Source organism: Bradyrhizobium iriomotense (genome assembly GCF_018129405.1).
GTDB lineage: Bacteria > Pseudomonadota > Alphaproteobacteria > Rhizobiales > Xanthobacteraceae > Bradyrhizobium > Bradyrhizobium iriomotense_B.
The window spans coordinates 1-19,691 of the sequence record NZ_JAFCLP010000037.1 but is presented as its reverse complement, the minus strand read 5'-3'; the positions used below and the strand labels follow the sequence as shown (position 1 = coordinate 19,691).

General features: G+C 65.1%; 15 protein-coding genes. 9 read left to right on the top strand and 6 right to left on the bottom strand.

Annotation, left to right across the window (positions count from 1 at the left end; translation table 11 throughout):
• Positions 1 to 111: 111 nt before the first annotated feature.
• The 7 genes from JQ592_RS37350 (at position 112) to JQ592_RS37320 (ending at position 9,584) form a co-directional block, all read left to right on the top strand.
• Positions 112 to 1,854, top strand: a complete 1,743-nt coding sequence (locus JQ592_RS37350) for an ABC transporter substrate-binding protein (RefSeq protein WP_211407711.1) — start codon at positions 112 to 114, stop codon at positions 1,852 to 1,854.
• 454 nt (positions 1,855 to 2,308) lie between these two features.
• A complete protein-coding gene (locus JQ592_RS37345; RefSeq protein WP_211407699.1) occupies positions 2,309 to 3,787 on the top strand; it encodes an FAD-binding oxidoreductase in 1,479 nt (492 codons plus the stop codon).
• Between the two features lies 1 nt (position 3,788).
• On the top strand, positions 3,789 to 4,874 hold the full coding sequence (locus JQ592_RS37340; RefSeq protein ID WP_211407698.1) for an ABC transporter substrate-binding protein: 1,086 nt from the start codon (positions 3,789 to 3,791) through the stop codon (positions 4,872 to 4,874).
• A gap of 26 nt (positions 4,875 to 4,900) precedes the next feature.
• On the top strand, positions 4,901 to 5,989 hold the full coding sequence (locus JQ592_RS37335; protein ID WP_211407697.1) for an ABC transporter ATP-binding protein: 1,089 nt from the start codon (positions 4,901 to 4,903) through the stop codon (positions 5,987 to 5,989).
• Between the two features lie 11 nt (positions 5,990 to 6,000).
• Complete coding sequence (locus JQ592_RS37330; protein WP_211407710.1) at positions 6,001 to 7,758, top strand: ABC transporter permease subunit; 1,758 nt, start codon at positions 6,001 to 6,003, stop codon at positions 7,756 to 7,758.
• A 32-nt stretch (positions 7,759 to 7,790) separates the two neighbouring features.
• Entirely contained in the window at positions 7,791 to 8,696 is a 906-nt protein-coding gene (dapA, locus tag JQ592_RS37325) for a 4-hydroxy-tetrahydrodipicolinate synthase (protein ID WP_211407696.1), read from the top strand.
• Between the two features lie 12 nt (positions 8,697 to 8,708).
• Positions 8,709 to 9,584 (top strand): IclR family transcriptional regulator, encoded by an 876-nt coding sequence (locus JQ592_RS37320; protein WP_211407695.1) that lies wholly within the window; start codon positions 8,709 to 8,711, stop codon positions 9,582 to 9,584.
• A 202-nt stretch (positions 9,585 to 9,786) separates the two neighbouring features.
• Here JQ592_RS37320 and JQ592_RS37315 read toward each other — a convergent pair whose 3' ends face one another.
• The 6 genes from JQ592_RS37315 to JQ592_RS37290 form a co-directional block, all read right to left on the bottom strand.
• Positions 9,787 to 10,887, bottom strand: coding sequence for an alkene reductase (locus JQ592_RS37315; RefSeq protein ID WP_211407694.1), 1,101 nt, complete (start codon positions 10,885 to 10,887; stop codon positions 9,787 to 9,789).
• Positions 10,888 to 11,065: 178 nt separating this feature from the next.
• The gene (locus tag JQ592_RS37310) at positions 11,066 to 11,569 is read right to left on the bottom strand and encodes a DUF1993 domain-containing protein (protein ID WP_211407693.1); all 504 of its coding nucleotides are present in this window, start codon (positions 11,567 to 11,569) and stop codon (positions 11,066 to 11,068) included.
• A 215-nt stretch (positions 11,570 to 11,784) separates the two neighbouring features.
• Positions 11,785 to 13,086 (bottom strand): lytic murein transglycosylase, encoded by a 1,302-nt coding sequence (locus tag JQ592_RS37305; RefSeq protein WP_211407692.1) that lies wholly within the window; start codon positions 13,084 to 13,086, stop codon positions 11,785 to 11,787.
• A gap of 192 nt (positions 13,087 to 13,278) precedes the next feature.
• Positions 13,279 to 14,148, bottom strand: coding sequence for a L,D-transpeptidase (locus JQ592_RS37300; protein WP_211407691.1), 870 nt, complete (start codon positions 14,146 to 14,148; stop codon positions 13,279 to 13,281).
• A 131-nt stretch (positions 14,149 to 14,279) separates the two neighbouring features.
• Positions 14,280 to 16,220, bottom strand: a complete 1,941-nt coding sequence (locus JQ592_RS37295) for a glycosyltransferase (RefSeq protein ID WP_211407690.1) — start codon at positions 16,218 to 16,220, stop codon at positions 14,280 to 14,282.
• Complete coding sequence (locus JQ592_RS37290; protein ID WP_211407689.1) at positions 16,217 to 17,560, bottom strand: HlyD family secretion protein; 1,344 nt, start codon at positions 17,558 to 17,560, stop codon at positions 16,217 to 16,219. Before JQ592_RS37290 ends, JQ592_RS37295 begins: the two co-directional genes overlap by 4 nt.
• 272 nt (positions 17,561 to 17,832) lie before the next feature.
• On the opposite strand from JQ592_RS37290, the gene htpX reads away from it, so the two are divergent.
• Together htpX and JQ592_RS37280 are read left to right on the top strand one after the other, a co-directional pair.
• Complete coding sequence (gene htpX, locus JQ592_RS37285) at positions 17,833 to 18,804, top strand: zinc metalloprotease HtpX (protein WP_211407688.1); 972 nt, start codon at positions 17,833 to 17,835, stop codon at positions 18,802 to 18,804.
• Between the two features lie 135 nt (positions 18,805 to 18,939).
• Positions 18,940 to 19,575, top strand: coding sequence for a tetratricopeptide repeat protein (locus tag JQ592_RS37280; protein ID WP_211407687.1), 636 nt, complete (start codon positions 18,940 to 18,942; stop codon positions 19,573 to 19,575).
• Positions 19,576 to 19,691 lie beyond the last annotated feature (116 nt).

Here is a 19,691-nt window from a genome sequence, read left to right as displayed (position 1 = left end):
CAGATCCGGGAGCAACCCGGGCCTGTATAAAGTTTGTCGCTGCAACGGAGGAACAACATGCGACAGTTTAGGAGAAGGAAAGGTCCATTGACCAAGAATAGTTTTCTGACCATGTCCAGCACCGCCGCGCTTCTGGCGGTGGCGTTCGCCGTCTCGGCGCCGGTCCGCGCCGCCGACGACGCCGCGATCCAGAAGTGGATCGCGGAATTCCAGCCCTCGACGCTGTCGAAGGACGACCAGAAGAAGGAGCTGGAGTGGTTCGCCAAGGCCGCCGAACCCTTCAAGGGCATGGAGATCAACGTCGTCTCCGAGACCATCGCGACCCACGAATACGAATCGCAGACGCTGGCCAAGGCGTTCTCCGAGCTCACCGGCATCAAGCTCAAGCACGACCTCATCCAGGAAGGTGACGTCGTCGAGAAGCTGCAGACCCAGATGCAGTCCGGCAAGAACGTCTATGACGGCTGGATCAACGATTCCGACCTGATCGGCACGCACTTCCGCTACAATCAGACGATCGCGCTGTCGGACTACATGACCGGCGAAGGCAAGGACGTCACCGATCCCATGCTCGACGTCAACGACTTCATCGGCAAGTCGTTCGGCACGGCACCGGACGGCAAGCTCTATCAGCTGCCCGACCAGCAGTTCGCGAACCTCTATTGGTTCCGCTACGACTGGTTCACCAACCCCGACTACAAGGCCAAGTTCAAGGCCAAGTATGGCTACGAGCTCGGCGTGCCCGTGAACTGGTCCGCCTATGAAGACATCGCCGAGTTCTTCACCAACGACATCAAGGAGATCAACGGCGTCAAGGTCTACGGCCATATGGACTATGGCAAGAAGGACCCGTCGCTCGGCTGGCGTTTCACCGACGCCTGGCTGTCGATGGCCGGCAACGGCGACAAGGGCATTCCGAACGGTCTGCCGGTCGACGAGTGGGGCATCCGCATGGAAGGCTGCCGTCCGGTCGGCTCTTCGGTCGAGCGTGGTGGCGACACCAACGGTCCCGCCGCGGTTTACTCGATCACGAAGTATCTGGAGTGGATGAAGAAGTACGCTCCGCCGCAGGCCCAGGGCATGACCTTCTCCGAGTCCGGTCCCGTGCCGGCGCAGGGCAACATCGCTCAGCAGATGTTCTGGTACACTGCCTTCACCGCCGACATGGTGAAGCCGGGCATCGCCGTGATGAACGCGGACGGTACGCCGAAGTGGCGTATGGCTCCCTCGCCCCACGGCTCGTACTGGAAGGAAGGCATGAAGCTCGGCTACCAGGACGCGGGCTCGCTGACGCTGCTGAAGTCGACCCCGGCGGACCGCCGCAAGGCGGCCTGGCTGTATCTCCAGTTCATCGTCTCCAAGTCGGTGTCTCTGAAGAAGAGCCATGTCGGTCTCACCTTCATCCGTGAAACCGACATCTGGGACAAGTCGTTCACCGAGCGTGCGCCGAAGCTCGGCGGCCTGATCGAGTTCTACCGCTCGCCCGCGCGCGTGCAGTGGACCCCGACCGGCAACAACGTGCCCGACTATCCGAAGCTCGCGCAGCTGTGGTGGCAGAACATCGGCGATGCGTCGTCCGGTGCGAAGACGCCGCAGCAGGCGATGGACGCGCTCGCGTCGGCCCAGGACTCCGTGATGGAGCGCCTGGAGAAGTCCGGCGTGCAGAAGGAGTGCGGTCCGAAGCTGCACAAGAAGGAGACGGCGGAGTACTGGTTCGCCAAGGCCCAGAAGGACGGCACCATCGCCCCGCAGCGCAAGCTCGCCAACGAGAAGCCGAAGGGCGAAACGGTCGACTACGACACGCTGATCAAGTCGTGGCCGGCTACCCCGCCCAAGCGCGCCTCGTTGCAGTAACGCGCGTCTCATGACGACGAAAGGCCGGGAGCAATCCCGGCCTTTTTCTTTTTAGCGCTCCGCTGCGTCCACGTCCGTCATTGCGAGCGCCGCGAAGCAATCCAGGAATCTTTCCGCGGAGGGAGTCTGGATTGCTTCGCTGCGCTCGCAATGACGAGCTTGTGGCACATGCGTCCCTCGCTCTCGTTGTCATCGTCCGCGAAGGCGGACGATCCAGTACGCCGTGGCTCCTCGATTGAATGGTGCCGTCGGTGGCTACTGGATTCCCCGCCTTCGCGGGGAATGACAGCGGTGGTGGAAGGCCCTTCCTCGCCCGCGGGTCGCTCGCTCGCCACGGCTTGACTCCCTGTCACACCGAATTCATAGTTAGCATAATGCGATTGAAGTAATCGCAATGTGATTACTTGTGCAGAACCCGTTTGGGCCAGCGTCGGCCCGTTCCGGAGGCCGGTAGATGGCATTGATCGAGGCGTTCAGGCAGTTGCTGGGCGACACGGCCGTGCTGACGCGCGAGGAGGATCTCGCGGGTCTCACCGAGGATTGGCGCGGCCGGTTTCACGCGCCGGCACTCTGCGCGGTGCTGCCATCGACCACGGAGCAGGTCGCGGCCATCGTCCGTCTCTGCGTCGCGCATGACACGCCGGTGCTGCCGCAGGGTGGCAACACCAGCCTCTGTGGCGGCGCGACGCCGTCGGGGCAGGGCAAGCCACCCGTGATCGTCGCGCTGACGCGCATGCGCCGGATCCGCTCGCTCGATCCGGTCAACAACACCATGGTGGTTGATGCCGGCTGCGTGCTGGCGACCATCCAGGAGAGCGCCGCTGCCGCCGGCCGGCTCTATCCGGTCAGTCTCGGCGCCGAAGGCTCATGCCAGATCGGCGGCAACATCGGCACCAATGCCGGCGGCACCGGCGTGCTTCGCTACGGCAACACGCGCGACAATGTGCTCGGGCTCGAAGTCGTGCTGCCGGACGGCTCGATCTGGGACGGCCTCTACGCACTGCGCAAGAACAACACCGGCTACGACCTCAAGCATCTCTTCATCGGCTCGGAAGGCACGCTCGGCATCATCACCGGTGCAGTGCTGAAGCTGCATCCGCTGCCGACCGCGGAGGCCGTCGCCTGGCTCGCGGTCGACAGTCCGCAAGCGGCGCTCAAGGTGCTGGGCCTGTTCCAGGCTGCCTGCAATTCACGGCTATCCGCCTTCGAGCTGATGAATGCGAAGCAGATTGAGCTCGTGCTGGAGCAGGTGCCGGGCCGGCGCTGCCCGGTCGCAGAGATCGATACCTGGCACGTCCTCGTCGAACTGTCCGATACCGGCGATGCCACAGCGCTCGCCGCGACGATGCAGGCGGTGCTCGAACAGGCGCTCGAAGCCGGGCTCGTCAGCGACGGCGTCGTCGCATCGAGCGAGGCGCAGCGCAAGGCGATGTGGCTGGTGCGTCACAGCGTCTCGGAAGCCAACAAGAAGGCCGGCGTGGGGCTGACGTCGGACACCGCGGTCCCGGTCTCGACCGTGCCTGATTTCATCGATCAGGCCATGGCGGCCGTGCGTGCGGTCGTGCCGGATCTGCCGTTCATCATCGTCGGCCATATGGGCGACGGCAACATCCATCTCATCCCCTTCTTCAGCTTCGCCGAGTGGGACGCGCTGCCGGATCGCGACGCCGTTGGGCAGCGGATCCGCCGCGCCATGAACGATGTCGCAAGCTCGCTGCGTGGCACCTTCAGCGCCGAGCACGGCGTCGGGCGCACGCTGACCGGTGAGATGACCCGCTACAAGCCGCCGGTCGAACTCGCCTTGATGCGCGCGGTGAAGCAGGCGTTCGACCCGTCTGGCCTGTTCAATCCCGGCCGCGTTCTGCCGCCGTCATCCGCGGCCGATATGGCCGCTGCTTCGCCGACCAATGCAACATCGCAAAGAGGGGACTGACATGACCAACGCATCGAAGATCATCACCTCCCGCCGCCGCCTGCTGCTCGGCGCAGGAGCCGGCGCCGTCGCACTCGCCGCCCCCTCCGTCTGGTCGCCGTCCCGCGCCGCCGGCAAACGCATCGTCGTGCGCGACGATGGCGGTATCTACACCAAGGCCTATGGCGCGGTGTATTACCGGCCCTTCACCGAGGCGACGGGCATCGAGGTCGTCGGCGTGCAGGCCAATGCCGAGCCGGTCGCCCAGATCAAGACCATGGTCGACACCAAGAACTACACCTGGGACATGGCCAAGATTTCCTGGCCCGCGATCCAGATCCTGACCACCGGCGCCAAGCAATATCTCGAGAAGCACGGCCTCGAAGCCGAGCCGGTCATCAAGTCGATCCCGGCCGAGTATGCCTCGCCCTACGGCGTTGCCACCAACGTCTACACCACCGTCCTCGCCTATCGCACCGACGCCTTCAAGGGCCGCAAGGCGCCGCAGTCCTGGGCGGATTTCTGGAACGTCGCCGACTTCCCCGGACGCCGCTCGGTGCGCAAGCATCCGTTCGACACGATCGAGGAGGCGCTGATGGGCGCGGGTGCACCGACCGCACAGGTCTATCCTTGCGATCTGAACAAGGCCTTCGCCTCGCTCGACAAGATCAAGTCGCAGGTCGCGGTGTGGTGGACCAGTGGCGCGCAGGTCGAGCAGATGCTGACCTCGGGCGAGATCGACATGCTTCCGACCTGGGTGTCGCGCGCGCAGTCCGCGCAGGCGGCAGGCGCGCCCGTCGAGATCGTCTGGAACCAGGGCATCTGGGGCGCCGACAATTGGTCGATCCTCGCCGGCACGCCGAACGCCGATGCCTGCCGCGAGTTCATCAAGTTCGCTTCCGATCCTAAGCGGCAGGCGGCCCTCGTCGAATTTTTCCCGGCCGGTCTCACGCAGCCGGAGGCCTTCAATTACGTCAAGCCGGAGGTCGCCAAGAACTGCCCGACCTACCCCGATAACATCAAGGCCGGGCTGAAGATCGACGCCAAGTTCTGGTACGACAACCAGGCCGCCGTCATCGAGCGCTTCAACAGCTGGATCCTGGCTTGATCGGGTCAAACGGATCGGAGCGGCCCATGGTGTCGTCGAGCCTGCGTATTCGTGAGCTCTGCAAGCGGTACGGCGATTTCGTCGCGCTGGCGCCGACCAGCCTCGACGTCGCCAAGGGGGAATTCCTCACCCTGCTCGGCCCGTCGGGCTCGGGCAAGACCACGCTGCTCAGCCTGATCGCGGGTCTCGCCCATCCCGACGAGGGGCAGATCCTGATCGACGACGCCGACGTCACCCATAGCCCCGCCTATGACCGCGACATCGGCGTGGTGTTCCAGAACTACGCGCTGTTTCCTCACATGACGATCGAGGACAACATCGCGTTTCCGCTCAAGATGCGCAAAGTTTCGGATACTGAGGCGCGCCGGCGCGCTGCCGAGGCGCTGGAGACGGTGCGGTTGCCGCATGTTGCAAAGCGCTATCCGCGCGAGTTGTCTGGTGGCCAGCAGCAGCGCATCGCGCTGGCGCGCTGCATCGTCTATCGCCCCGCCATCATCCTGATGGACGAGCCGCTGGGCGCGCTCGACAAGAAGCTGCGCGACCAGATGCAGCTCGAGATCAAGCGTATCCATCGCGAGCTCGGCACCACGATCGTCTACGTCACCCACGACCAGGAAGAGGCGATGACCATGTCGGATCGCATCTGCCTGATGAATGCGGGCGCGATCGAGCAGCTCGGCACGCCGCAGGATCTCTATTTCCGGCCGCGCTCGGTGTTCGTCGCCGACTTCCTCGGCGAGTCCAATCTGCTCAGCGCCACCGTGCGCGGTGTCGACGGCGAAGGGCTCGACATCGTCCTCGCCGAGCAGCTTGCTGCCTCGCGCGCGGTCGGCAATGGCTCTCGCTTCGCCACCGGCGAGCCGGTCAAGGTCATGGTGCGTCCGCAGAACCTCGTGGTCGGCGAGGGTGGCCAGCTGTCCGGGCGGCTCACCGACGTGATGATCAGCGGCAGCCTGACGCGGCTCTACATCGCGCCTGAGACCGCGGGCCTGCCGCAGCTCGTTGCTGCGCATCCGACCCGCAGCGGCTCGGCGCCCTACGAGATCGGCCAGCGCCTGTCGCTCGGATGGCATGCGGCAGATGCCGTCGCAATCCACGACGGAAAGGAAATCTGAGCTTGGCCGCCGTGCGCACGATATCGCGGAGGCTGGCCTGGACGCGGGCTGCGATGGGCGCGCCGCTGGTGCTGCTGCTCGTGCTATTCCTGGTCTATCCCGTCGGCCAGCTGCTGCTACTCAGCGTCTACGGCGACAATGGCTTCACGCTGGCGCAATACCGCCAGCTCTTTGCCTCTTCAGTCTATCTCGACGTTCTCCTGATCACGCTGAAGATCTCGCTGGTGACGACGCTGGTCTGCGTCGTCACCGGTTATCCGATCGCCTATCTGATCTCGGTCGTCGGCAAGGATCGCAAGGCGACACTGCTGTTCTGGGTGCTGCTGTCGTTCTGGACCAGTTTTCTGGTCCGCGCCTTCGCCTGGATCGTGCTGCTCGGCCGCAACGGTGTCATCAACAAGACGCTCGTCTCGCTCGGCATCATCTCGAGTCCGGCGAACCTGCTCTACAATTTCGGCAGCGTCCTCGTCGGCATGGTCAATGCGCTGCTGCCGCTTGCCGTGCTGACGATGCTCTCGGTGATGGAGAATATCGACCGCAACCTGCCGCGCGCCGCCGCCACGCTCGGGGCGCGTCCGGGCATGGCGTTCTGGAAGATTTATTTTCCGCTGTCGCTGCCCGGCGTCGCCGCGGCGGGGATCATGGTGTTCGTCACGGCGATCGGCTTCTTCATCGTGCCGGCACTGCTCGGCGGACGCCGCGAGACCATGATCACCCAGCTCATCATCGACCAGGTCCAGCAGACCATGAACTGGGGCTTTGCCGGCGCGATCTCGGTGCTGCTGCTGGTCGTCGTCCTCATCGTCTTTGCCGCCTATGACCGGCTGCTCGGCCTGTCGACCATGACCGGCACATCCACGCCGCGCAATGCGACTCCGTCGCGTTTGTCCGGGCCGGCCGCGAGGGCGGGCGATGCGCTGCTCACGCTGCTCGGTGGGATCTCCGACCGCATCATCCTGCTGCTGCCATCACGCCGTCGCGATCGCAATCCCGATCAGGCCGGCATGGGCTTGCAGGCCTTCGTCTGGACCATGCTGCTCATCATCAGCGCGCCGACCATCCTGATGATCCCGCTGTCGTTCGGCACCGGCGGCCTTAACTGGCCGCCGCAGGGTTTTACCCTGCATTGGTACGAGACGGTGCTCAATTCGCCGGTCTGGACCCAGGCCATGCTGCGCTCGCTGCTGGTCGGCATCGGCACCGGGCTGCTCGCGATGCTGATCGGCACGCCAGCCGCCTTCCTGCTGGTGCGCAGCGAGATCCCGGGCAAGGCGGCGTGGCTCGCCTTCATCCTGTCGCCGATCGTCGTCCCGCGCATGATCATCGCGGTCGGCCTGTTCTACGTCTTCGCGCGCATGGGCCTCGTCGGCAGCGCCGTCGGCCTCGTTCTCGGGCACACCGTGGTTGCTGTGCCTTATGTGGTCATGACCATGATGGCCGTGCTGCGCAATTACGACACTAGGCTCGACCATGCCGCGCAGAGCCTTGGGGCGCGTCCCTTGGCGACGCTGCGTTTCGTCACCTTCCCGATCCTCGGCGCCGGCATGATGTCGTCGTTCCTGTTTGCGTTCGCGACCTCGTTCGACGAGCTGACCATCGCGCTGTTTGCGACCGGCGGCCTCAACGCGACGCTGCCCAAACAGTTTTGGGACGAGGTGACGCTTCAGGTCTCCCCCTCGATCGCCGCCGTCTCGACCTGCCTGTTCGTTTTCATGGGGCTGCTGATCTTCGTCGCCGAACGCCTGCGCCGGCGTGCCGCCGCGAGATAGCCACTCCGCCTTCAAACCAGAGGTTCTCAATCATGCTCACTGCCAATCGTCTTCGCGGCCTGTTCCCGGCCATTCCGACCCCGGTCAAGGCCGACGACACCATCGACGCCGGCGCCGTCTCGGCCATGTTCGCCTGGCTCAACAAGCAAGGCATCGACGGTGTGGTGCCTCTCGGCGGCACCGGCGAATACGGCGCGCTGGTCCGCGCCGAGCGGATCAAGATGGCCGGCCTGTCGGTAAAGGCGATGGCGGGCAAGGGCCCCGTCATTGCTGGCGTGCTCGACACCGGCTTCCATGATGCCTTGCAGGCCGGCCGTGAATTCGCAGCCGAGGGCGTGGACGGCCTGCTGCTTCTTACGCCATATTATACCAACCCGACTCAGGCGGGCATTCGCGACTATTTCCTGCGTTATGCCGATGCCTCGCCGGTGCCCGTCCTGATCTACGAGATTCCCTATCGCACCCGAATCGCGATCGAGCCCAAGATCCTGCATGAGCTTTCCAGGCATCCCAACATCATCGGCATGAAGGCCTGCAATCTCGACATGTACCATTTCCTCCAGGTCGTGGCCGGCGTCGACGAGAGCTTTGCGGTGCTGAGCGGCGAGGACAGCCTGTTTCCGCTGCATCTGGCGGCGGGCGCCAAGGGCGGCATCATCGTCACCGCGTGCCTGTTGCCGCGGGCCTGGCGGCAGATCTTCGAGACGGCAACCGCAGGCAAGACGGCGGAGGCCCTGAGCCTGCATCGCCGCCTGATTCCGCTGATGAACATGGCCTTCGCCGAGACCAATCCGGGACCGATGAAGGCGGTGATGGATATGGTCGGTGTCGAGGCGCCGCGGATGCTGGCGCCGCTGGTGCAGCCGGCGCCCGCCCTGGTCGCATCCTTCCGGGCCGAGCTCGGCCGGCAGCTTGCGATCTCGGAGGGCATCGCATGAGAGGATGGCAGCATGGCGCGTAGCAGCCGCGCGGGCGGCAGGCCTGCGAAGGCAAAGGCCGCCAAAACCAGTGAGAAGTCCGGCGCGAAGACGACGGACAAGGCCGACGAGCCCCGCTCGTCCCTGTTCGTCGGCTCGACCGAGAAGGCGTTCCAGGTCCTGCATGCCTTCGACGGGCCGCAGCGCCACATGACGCTGGCCGACATCGCGCGCGCCGCCGATCTCGATCGCAGCGCCACCCAGCGCCTGGTCTATACGCTGGAGACCCTCGGCTATCTCAAGCGGATCGAGGGCACGCGCAACTACGGTCTCACCTCGAAAGTGCTCCAGTTCTCGCACAGCTATCTCAAGGCCAATGATCTGATCGACCGGGCATCGCCCTATCTGCTGGAGATCAGCCGCAATCTCGGCGAGACGACCAATCTGCACGAGCTGGATGGCCACGAGGTCGTCTTCGTGGCACGCTTTCCGGGCGCGCATCTGATCAACATCGACATCGTGATCGGCAGCCGGTTGCCGACCTTCTTCACGGCATCGGGCACCGCGATCCTGTCGGCATTGCCCGAGGAGGAGCGCCTCGCGCTGCTCGAACGGACGCCGCTCAAGCCGCTCACGCCTTTCACCGTGACCGATCCGAAGGCGCTGCTGGAGCGCGTGCGCGTCGCCGCCCAACGCGGCTATGCCGTCATCATGAACGAGACGGTGATGGGCGACATTTCAGTCGCTGCTCCCATCATCGACGAGCACGGCCGCGCCGTTGCCGCAATCAACATTTCGGTGCCGACGACCCGCTGGACCAAAGAACGCGCCGAAGCCGAGTTGGCGCAGCACGTCCACGTCGCCGCGACCTCGATCTCCAAGTCGAAGTTCAACCGCTACGCGGCTTGAGGCTGCAGCTGATAGTAGAAAGGCCGGGATCGATCCCGGCCTTTTTCTTTTCCTGCGTCGTCCTGGACAAGCGAGCAAAGCGAGCGCTGATCCAGGACCCATTACCACCGGCCTTGCTGCGAGGCCGCACCGTGGCGGCAATCAACCGCCACAATATCCGCTCGGGGTAATGGGTCCTGGCTTTCGCCAGGACGACTTGTGGCTACTCCGCCGGCTCGGCCGCGAGCGCCGGGTAATCCGTATACCCCTTCGCGCCGCCGCCGTAGAACGTGTTCTTGTCCCAGTCGTTCAGCGCCGCGCCCGCCTTCAGCCGCTCGACGAGGTCGGGGTTGGAGATGAACGGCTTGCCGAAGGCGATCAGGTCGGCGGCGTTCGCCTCGAGCACCTTGCTGGCGAGATCGAAGTCGTAGCCGTTGTTGGCGACATAGGCGCCGGCAAAGCGCTTGCGCAAGGACGCATAGTCGAACGGAGCGATGTCGCGCGGCCCGCCGGTCGCGCCTTCGACCACGTGGAGATAGGCGAGCTTCAGCGCGCTGAGGCCGTCGACGATGTGGTCGTAGAGGGCCTGCGGGTTGGAATCCGAGATGTCGTTGGCCGGCGTCACCGGCGAGATGCGGATGCCGGTGCGATCGGCGCCGGCTTCAGTCACGACGGCCTTGGAGACCTCAAGCATCAGCCGCGCGCGGTTCTCGATCGAGCCGCCATAGGCGTCCGTGCGCTTGTTGGCGCCGTCCTTGGCGAACTGCTCGAGCAGGTAGCCGTTGGCGCCGTGGATCTCGACGCCGTCAAAACCGGCTTCCAGCGCATTCTTGGTGGCGCGCTTGAAATCGTCGATGATGCCTGGAATTTCGGAAAGCTCGAGTGCGCGCGGTTCGGAGACATCGGCGAAGCCGCCGTTGACGAACGTCTTGCCCTTGGCGCGGATCGCGCTCGGCGCCACCGGGGCTGCGCCATTCGCCTGAAGATCGACATGCGAGATGCGGCCGACATGCCAGAGCTGGATGAAGATCTTGCCGCCGCGCTCATGCACCTTGTCGGTGACCTTGCGCCAGCCGGCGACCTGCTCCTTGCTGTAGATGCCGGGGGTGTCCTGGTAGCCCTGGCCCTGTTGCGAGACCTGGCTTGCTTCGGTGATCAGGAGCCCTGCGGAGGCGCGCTGGCCATAATAGTCGGCGGCGAGCGCGCCGGGCACGAACGTGCCGGGCACGGCGCGGTTGCGCGTCAGCGGCGCCATCACGAAGCGGTTGGCCAGCGTGATCGGGCCGAGCTTGTAGGTCTCAAACAATTTGGTCGAACGGCTCATGGGAATGCTTCCAAGCGGTGAGAGGTTACGAACAGTTGTGCATCGCGACATCAGGCGCAAGGGATGAGCCATACGGAAAGTGCAGGCAAGCTGCGCGGCAGGGACCGCGCAGCATAATTCGTGTGCAATTTTGGCCGAGACAGCAGAATTCCGCTACGCGGCCGTGCGATTTGAAAAATCAGTTCGCGCCGAGAAAATCGCGCTTGCCGATCTCGACGCCGTTATGGCGCAGGATGCCGTGGGCGGTCGTGGCGTGGAAATAGAAGTTCGGCAGCGAGAACGCGCTGAGGAATTCCTGGCCCTTCATCGTGGTGGTTTTGTTCGGGCCGGACGGGAAGGTGACGTCCTTGGCCTCGGCGCCCTCGAACTGCTCGGGCTTGAACGACTTCACGTAGTCGATGGTCTTGGCGAGCCGCTGCTTCAATTCCGCAAAGCTGGTCTCGGTGTCGGGATTCGCCGGCACTTCGCTGTGCGTAAGGCGCGCGCAGCCCTTGGTGGCGAAATCGCTGACGAGCTGGATCTGCTTCGACAGCGGCAGCATGTCCGGGAACAGGCGGGAGCCGAGCAGCACGCTCGGGTCGATCTTTTTCGCCGCGCAATGCGCCTCGGCTTTGGTGAGCAGGCCGGTCAGGCTGTTCAGCATTTGCAAATAGGCGGGGACGACGGCGTCGTAGAAGGACATGTGATGCTCGCTTCAAGGAGAGGAAATCTCAGGAGAAACCTGAGCCACTCACATGGGAGCCTCATGGAAAAATACAATCGCGGAATTGGCGTGTGCGATGCGAAAATTCTATCGCGCCACCTTCTTCGCTGTCATCGCCGCCACACCCTCGCTGTCATCGCCCGGCTTGCCGCCTTCGCTGAAGCTTCGGCGTGCCGAGCGCGCGCGTAGTGTGGCTACCTCACCACTCCCGCCGGCTGCGCCTGCGCCGTGCTGCCGCGCATGCGCGCGAGCAGCTCGGCGGTCGGCCAGGAATCCGCCGGCAGGCCGAACTTGATCTGCATCGCCTTCACCGCGGCGCGGCTCTGCTGGCCGAGCACGCCGTCGACCTTGCCGACATTGAAGCCGGCCTGGACCAGAAGCTGCTGCAATTGCTTCAGCTCATTGAACGGCAGCTGCGCGACCGGCGCGGCCGGCTTGCGCATCGGGGCTGCGCCCGCGATGCGGGTAGCGAGATAGCCAGCGGTGGTCGAATAGATCAGCGAGTTATTCCATTCGGTGTAGGCCGCGAAATTCGCATATGCCATGAAGGCAGGACCGGTCCGTCCCATCGGCAGCAGCACGGAGGCCGGCAGATTGTCGTTCGGCAGCGGCCGGCCGTCGGGATAGGTGACGCCCAGCTGCGCCCATTTCGAGCGTGGCTGTTGCACCGTGAGATCGGTCTGCTCCCATGGCAGGTTTTGCGGCACCTTGATCTCTTCCAGCCACGGCTCGCCGCGCCGCCATTTCAATCCGTTGGCGATGTAGTTCGCAGTCGAGCCGATCACGTCGGGCTCCGAACGCAGGAGATCGCGCCGTCCGTCGCCGTCATAGTCGACGGCGTAGTTCACGTAGTGCGTCGGCAGGAATTGCGTCTGACCGAGCTCGCCGGCCCAGGAGCCGATCATCTCGTCAGGTGTGAGATCGCCACGGTCGATCACCTTCAGCGCGGCGATGGTCTCGTTCACGAACATCTCCGAGCGCCGGCAGTCATAGGCGAGCGACACCAGCGACTTCAGTGTCGGCAGATTGCCCATGTTGGCGCCGAAATCGCTCTCCAGGCCCCAGAACGCGGCGATCACCGCCGGCGGCACACCGTATTCCTTCTCCGCGCGGGCAAACGCAGCGGCGTGGTTCTTGATGTGCTGCTGGCCGTTCTGCATGCGATAGGGCGCGGCCATGCGTCCCGCGAACTCGGTGAAGAGCTGGCCGAACACGCGCTGGCCGCGGTCGCGGTTGACGATGCCCTGGTCGTAGACGAGGTAGGGCGAGGTCTCTGCGATCGTGCGTTGCGACACGCCGGCGGCGACCGCCTGCTGCTTCACGTCGGCGAGGAAGCGATCGAAGCTCGCGCCGCTATGGCACGACGCCGCACGCGGCGAGGGCGCGGTGGCCTTGGGCGCTGCAGGTCTTGCGGGCGACGGTGAGAACTGGGCGGAGGCGGGAATGGCGAGCGCGACAAGGGCAACGGCCGCGATCGCAAATCGGGTCTGGAGCATAGGGGTTCCGGCGGGGAGGGCAGGCGTGGGTTCGCCGGAAGTCTAAAGCATGATCCGGAAAAGTGCGAAGCGGTTTTCCGAAAAGATCATGCGTAAAACAACAACCTAAAGCGAAGTGATGGCCTCAGGCCATCCCCTCAAGGCCAGGCCGGCTCATCCAGTCTGGTTCGACCGAGAACAGAGGAATTGACGTTACTGAGCTTCGGCGACCTTCGGTCCGGGTGACAACATCTGCGCGTTGGCTGCCAAGGGCCGCTTCGACGGCGATGCCGGGTCCGGCAACCGGAAAGCGGCGTCGGCCGGCGCTCCCTGGGATGGCCGACGGGCAGCGGTTGCCGGAAGCACGATCACTTTCGCTCCAACTTTGACCCGCTCATAGAGGTCCACGACATCGTCATTGGTCAGCCGGATACAACCGGACGAAACCCGCTTGCCGATCGTATCGGGATTGTTGGTGCCGTGAATTCGATATTCGGTCTCGCCCAGATACATCGCCCGGGCGCCGAGCGGGTTGCCAGGACCGCCCGCCATGAACCGCGGCAGATATGGCTGACGCGAGACCATCTCCGCAGGCGGATGCCAATCCGGCCATTCTGCTTTACGGGCCACAGTCTGTTCACCGGACCACGTGAAACCTTCGCGGCCAACACCGATGCCGTAGCGCATCGCTTGCGCGTCGTTCAGAACGAAATAGAGGAACGTGTTCTTGGTGTCGATGATCACGGTGCCCGGCGCCTGACGGCTGGCGTAGTCAACCACCTGCCGGACAAGTGCTCCGGGAGCGTCAGCGGCGGCTTTTGGTGGTTCGACCAGAGGCGCCGGGGCCGGAGCCGGACTCGGCGCCGGAGCTGGCGTTGATGCATGAACTGGTGTTGCCACGTAAACCGGACTTGACGATGCCCGGGCTTGGGGCGCGGACGGCGTCCGCGTCGGCTGAACGGTCGCCGGACGAGACAGCAAACCGTATCCCAATGCGGCGACGGCCACGGCACCGATTGCAACTCTTCCGGCCACCGGTATTGCGAGCGTCTCTGCCTTTCCACGCTTGGCCCGCTTACTCATGTCTTCCCCCAGATCATCACGCCTGGAAGAGGTACCCAGCAAATTTTAACAAAGTTCGAAGCGATTCCGCTCAGAATGGAACCGTTAAAGCGTCGTTCACCATAAACGGCCGACGTTCGCGAGCGCATATCCTAGCCGAACAGCCGCATCAGCAGCGCTTTGCCGACCGGGAGCGCCCGGACGCCCTGATAGGCGCGGACATACTCGCCGGCATAGAACGCCCGGATCGCATGCACGCGCGTGTCCATGCCTTCCTCGAAGCGCACCGCGAATCCGTCGGTGGTTCGCCGCACCACGATCGCGGCGATCGAGCGGCCATAGATCCGGCATTCGATCGTGCTGCCGGGCGCCGGCGGATCGGGGTCGATCAGCCGCGCGCCGGTGATCGAGATGTCGGCGAGCCGCGCCAGATGTGACCTGCCGTCCTGGCGCAGCAGCACCGGCTCGTTGCGGTCGAAGCGCTCCGCCTTGCGCTTGCGCGGCTGCTCGATGCAGACGAAGCAGACCACGGCGAGGATGAACGCGTTGTAGAGGCTCCACGCCAGCGCCAGCCCGCCATAGGCGATGTTCTCGCCGCGCAGATGCAGGATGAAGGCATAGGCGATGGCCGCGAGCGTAATGAGAAGCGCGCAGCCATAGAGCCGCAGCAGCGGCCACTCGACGAACCGCCTGTCACGGTCGCCGCCTTTCGCGGTGACCTTGAACTTGTGTCCCCTCGGCTTGAGCAGGCCGGTTGCCACCGCCTTGAGCACCGCTGGCGCGGCGATGAGTTGCGAGACATCCGTCATCATGGCGAGCGAGCGGCCGCGCGACAGCCAGGCCATGGTGAGACCGTGCCAGACATAGAACGGCAGAAAATAGCGCAGCAGCTCGTTGAGGTCGGCCCGGACCGCCTTGATGCCGAACAGCAGGAACAGCCAGGGCACCACGAGGCCCGCCACCTTCGACGTATAGACCGCGGCCCAGCTCATGAAGGCATCGACCAGCGAGAGCCGGTCGATGAAGGTAAGCTTCGACGTCCGCGACAGCGGCCCGCTGCGGCCGCGCACGATCTGCATCAACCCGAGGCACCAGCGGGCGCGCTGGGTGATGTATTCCTTGAGCCCCTCCGGCGCGAGCCCGATCGTCAATCGCTCGTTGAGATAGATCGTGTTGAGGCCGCATTCCTTCAGGCGCAGCGTGACGAGATAGTCTTCAGTCACCGAGTCGGTCGGAAACCCGCCGATCCGCACCAGCCCGGCATAGCGAATGAGCGACGAGGTGCCGCAGCAGAAGGCGACGCCCCAGGCATCTTTCGCCGGCAGCAGGATGTCGAAGAAGAAGCGTTGCTCGTCCGGCCAGACGTCGGTCGCGGCAAGGTTGGTCTGGATCGGGTCGGGATTGATGAAGTGTTGCGGCGTCTGCACCACGCCGACCGAGGCATCGTCCATGAACGAGATGGTCCGGGCGAGGAAGTCGGGCCGCGGTACGAAATCAGCGTCGAGAACGGCGATGAATTGCGGCGGCTCCGGCAGCGCGCCGACATGCCTGAGCGCATGATTGATGTTGCCGGCCTTGGCGTGGCGGTTGTCGGGCCGCGTCAGGTAATGGCAGCCGAGCTCGCTCGAAAGCCGCCGCAGCCAGGGCCGCCGGCCGTCGTCGAGCACCCAGACGCGATAATTGCCGTACTCCATGCCGGTGGCACCGATGATGGTGCGCTCGAGGATCGAACGCTCCTCGTTGTAGGTGCAGATGAAGACGTCGATCAGCGGTGCGCGCGGATCTCTGGCGCGGCCATCGATCCTGGCCGCCTTGGTGCGGTCGAGCGTGCGACTGAGGAACAGCAGCGACAGCGCGACCGCAACGAGTGAAGCCGCCTCCAGTAGCATGAAGGGATAACCGATCACGGCATCCACTGTGAGATGCGGCGGCGGAAGCGTCGCAGTGACGCGCCAGTGGAGATAACGAAGCAGGAGAATGAGCGCCGCGATGGCCAGAAACGAGCGGGCCATCGTGCTCTCGCGCTGGAGCAGCGGCACGATCGCCATGAAGGCGCCGAGCGCGATCAGGCCGGGCGTCAGTGCCGTCGTCACGGCGCGGTCTCGAGCCTTGCGAACACGACGCGGCCGGTGCGTCCCACCGTGCAGCCGTGGGCGGCGGCATCGGCAAGCGCAACGGTCACGCGAAACGGCTCCTTGCTCAGCGCGTCGGGATTGATGGCGAGATTGGCGGGCGCGCCGGCGGCGCCGGTCAGATTGACGACGGTGCCGGAGATCGGCGCGCCGCCATCGTTCGGCTCGAACGTCGCGTGGTCACCGAGCTGCAGGCGGTTGTAGACATTCTCGGTGACGTTCGCGGTGATGACGGCGCTGCTGCAATCGAGCACCTTGAGCAGGGGCTGGCCGGCTTGCACGTCCTCGCCCGGCGAGGTCATCATCTCCCAGACGCGGCCTGAGACGGGTGTCGTGATGTCGGCTTCGGAGAGATCGGCGAAGCGAACCTCCTCGATGATGATCTCGTTGCCGAGCCAGGCGATCTCGGTGTCGATGCGTGCGAGGTCGGCCTCGAGGTCGCCGGCGCGCTGGCGCATCTCCTCCTCGCGCTGCACCGAGCTCGGACGGTCGTTGTAGCTGTCGCCGAGGAAGGAGCCGCTCCGTGCCGCGGCGAGCTCGACCTTGGCTGCATCCAGCCGCTTGCGCGCACCGAGCTCGGTCTGCTGCGACACCGAAAGCTCGCGCGTCAGCCGCGCCAGCTCGACCGTCGAGACGTTGCCGGTTTTCGCCAGCGAGGAGGCGCGCTCGACGGCGGCGCTGGCCTCGTCCCGCCGCGCCGCGGCTGCCTCGATCGAGGTCTGGATCTCCGCAATGCGGGCCTCGAGCTGCAGTACCCGCCCGTCGCGGAATTGCGCGGCCTGCCGCGCCAGGTCCTTTTGCGCCGCTTGCGCTGAGGCAAGCTTGGCGGCGAGGCTTGGCCGCTCGTTCTCGAGGCGCGATTTCTGCCGCCGGAGATCGTCGAGCCGGGTGCGATCGCTGCGCGAGTTGACCACGCGCAAGACTACGGTTCCGGCGTCTAACCTCGCCTGATCGGTCAGGCGCTGGGCGGCGGCCACGCGCCCGCCGATCGGCGCGCGCAGGGTGACGAGGCGGGAATTCAGCACGGCCTCGACGCTCGAATATTCCCATATCGCGCGCAGCGGCAACCAGCCGAACACGGCAAGGATGGCAAGGCCGATGGCGATCTTGGCGCCACGTCGCAGATGCGGCCAGCGCCGCTGCGATTCCGCCGGCGTCTGCGTCTCGGGCGAATGATCGGGTTCGTCATTGGCGAACAGCTGCTCGTGCAGCGCCTCCTGCAATCCCTTGGCATCGGTCTTTGTGTCTTGAGAGGAGGGAGCGGCGGGGTCGACGGAAGCGGCGCGCGAGCGGTCTGCCATGACGATCACCTTGCTGACGGGAGGTCAACGGAACCGGTCAATGCGCAATGGCCGTGCGGCGTGCCCGGTTACCGCGGATTAAGCCAAGCCGCGCTTTCCAGGTTGCTAAGCGTCCACGTGTGTTTTGGCGCAAATCCTACCGACGCGGGAAAGGGTGGCCGCGCCGCCATGCATCTGCGTCCGGGCGACGCATGACCTTGCGGTGTCCGGCAGCATCCATACTTCGAGGGCGCCGGCCGGAGGCTTGCCCGCGGCCGCCCCAGGAGACGGCCATGAACTATCTTCGTACCGCAATGCTGCTCGCAGGCCTCACCGCCCTGTTCATGGGCGTGGGCTATCTGATTGGCGGAGCCTCCGGTGCCATGATCGCGCTCGTCATTGCGGCCGCGACCAATCTCTTCACCTACTGGAACTCCGACCGCATGGTGCTGTCGATGTACGGCGCCCATCAGGTCGATCGCGCGAGTGCGCCGGAACTGGTCGGACTCGTTGCGGAACTTGCGGGCCGCGCTGGCTTGCCGATGCCGCGCGTGTTCGTGATGGACGAGGCGCAGCCCAACGCATTTGCGACGGGGCGCAACCCCGAGAACGCCGCAGTCGCCGTCACCACCGGTCTGATGAACCAGCTCAGCCGCGAGGAGCTCGCCGGCGTGATCGCGCACGAGCTCGCGCACATCAAGCATCACGACACGCTGCTGATGACGATCACCGCGACCATCGCCGGCGCGATCTCCATGCTGGCGCAGTTCGGCATGTTCTTCGGCGGCCATCGCGACAACAACAGCGGCCCGGGTATCGTCGGCTCGATCCTGATGATGATCCTCGCCCCGCTCGGCGCGATGCTGGTGCAGATGGCGATCAGCCGCACCCGCGAATATGCCGCGGACGATCTCGGCGCGCGCATCGTGGGCCAGCCGATGTGGCTGGCCTCGGCGCTGGTGAAGATCGAAGGCGCCGCGCATCAGGTGCCGAACTATGATGCCGAGCGCAATCCCGCGACCGCGCACATGTTCATCATCAATCCGCTGTCGGGCCACGGCGTGGACAATCTGTTCGCCACCCATCCCTCGACGCAGAACCGCATCGCCGCGCTGCAAAGGCTCGCGGCCGAGCTCGGCGCGCAGGCGGCGCCGTCGGTCGGCGCCAACGAGAACTATCCGCCGCAAGGGCCGTGGGGCCGCTCGTCCTGGCGCGGTCCCTCACGTGGTCCTTCTCGCGGTCCTTCACGTGGTCCCTGGGGCTGACGGAACCGGCCAGGATTTGCGCGGGGCTTTGTGAGCTGGCGCACACAGGATTGTCCGGACCGGTGTTAACACCTCGGCGTGACAGTTGCTTCGAAAGGGGATGCGTGGCCGGCGCTATGCCGGCCAGCGTCGAAGATGACCAGGCTTGCCGTACCATTGCTGATCGTCGTGGCCGTTCTGATCGGCCTGTCCACGCATATGGTGGTCAATTGCGGGGACGAGGACGATCCTGATATCTGCGCGGCCGTGATCGGCTTCTCGCCGCTGCGCGGCTCGCTGATCGCCTTTGCCTATGAGGGGCGCGGGCGGATCGCGATGCGCCACGGCGACTTCAGGCGGGCGATTTCGGATTTCGACGAGGCCATCCACCTCAATCCCAACCGCGCCTCGCTCTATCGGGACCGCGCGCTCGCACGTCGGCAGAACGGTGATCTGGAACTGGCCATCGAGGATTATGACGAGGCGATTGCGCATGATCCCAAGCACGCCGCGCCCTATCACCAGCGCGGCCTCGCGCTCGCGGCCACCGGCGATCTCGATCGCGCCATCCTGAGCTACAACACGGCGGTGCGCCTCGATCCCTCCGATGCGCAGGCCCGCCTCGACCGTGGTCTGGCATTCCTCGCCCGCGGCCAGATCGACGACGCGCGCGCCGATTTCGAAGCCGCCCTGACGCTGCCGGCCGGCAAAGACGTCCGCACCCGCGAGGCCGCCCGCGCCAAGCTCGCCGAACTCGCCAGCGCCGAGCCGCTCGCCGTGCCAAGGCGGTGACAATCTTGTGAGGCTTCGCTGCTTTCCCTCTCCCCTTGCGGGCTACGACATTCACACTTCTCGGAAGGCTTGTGGCCGGGCTCGGAAGCTGACTCTCTATGGGCAAGATTCGCACA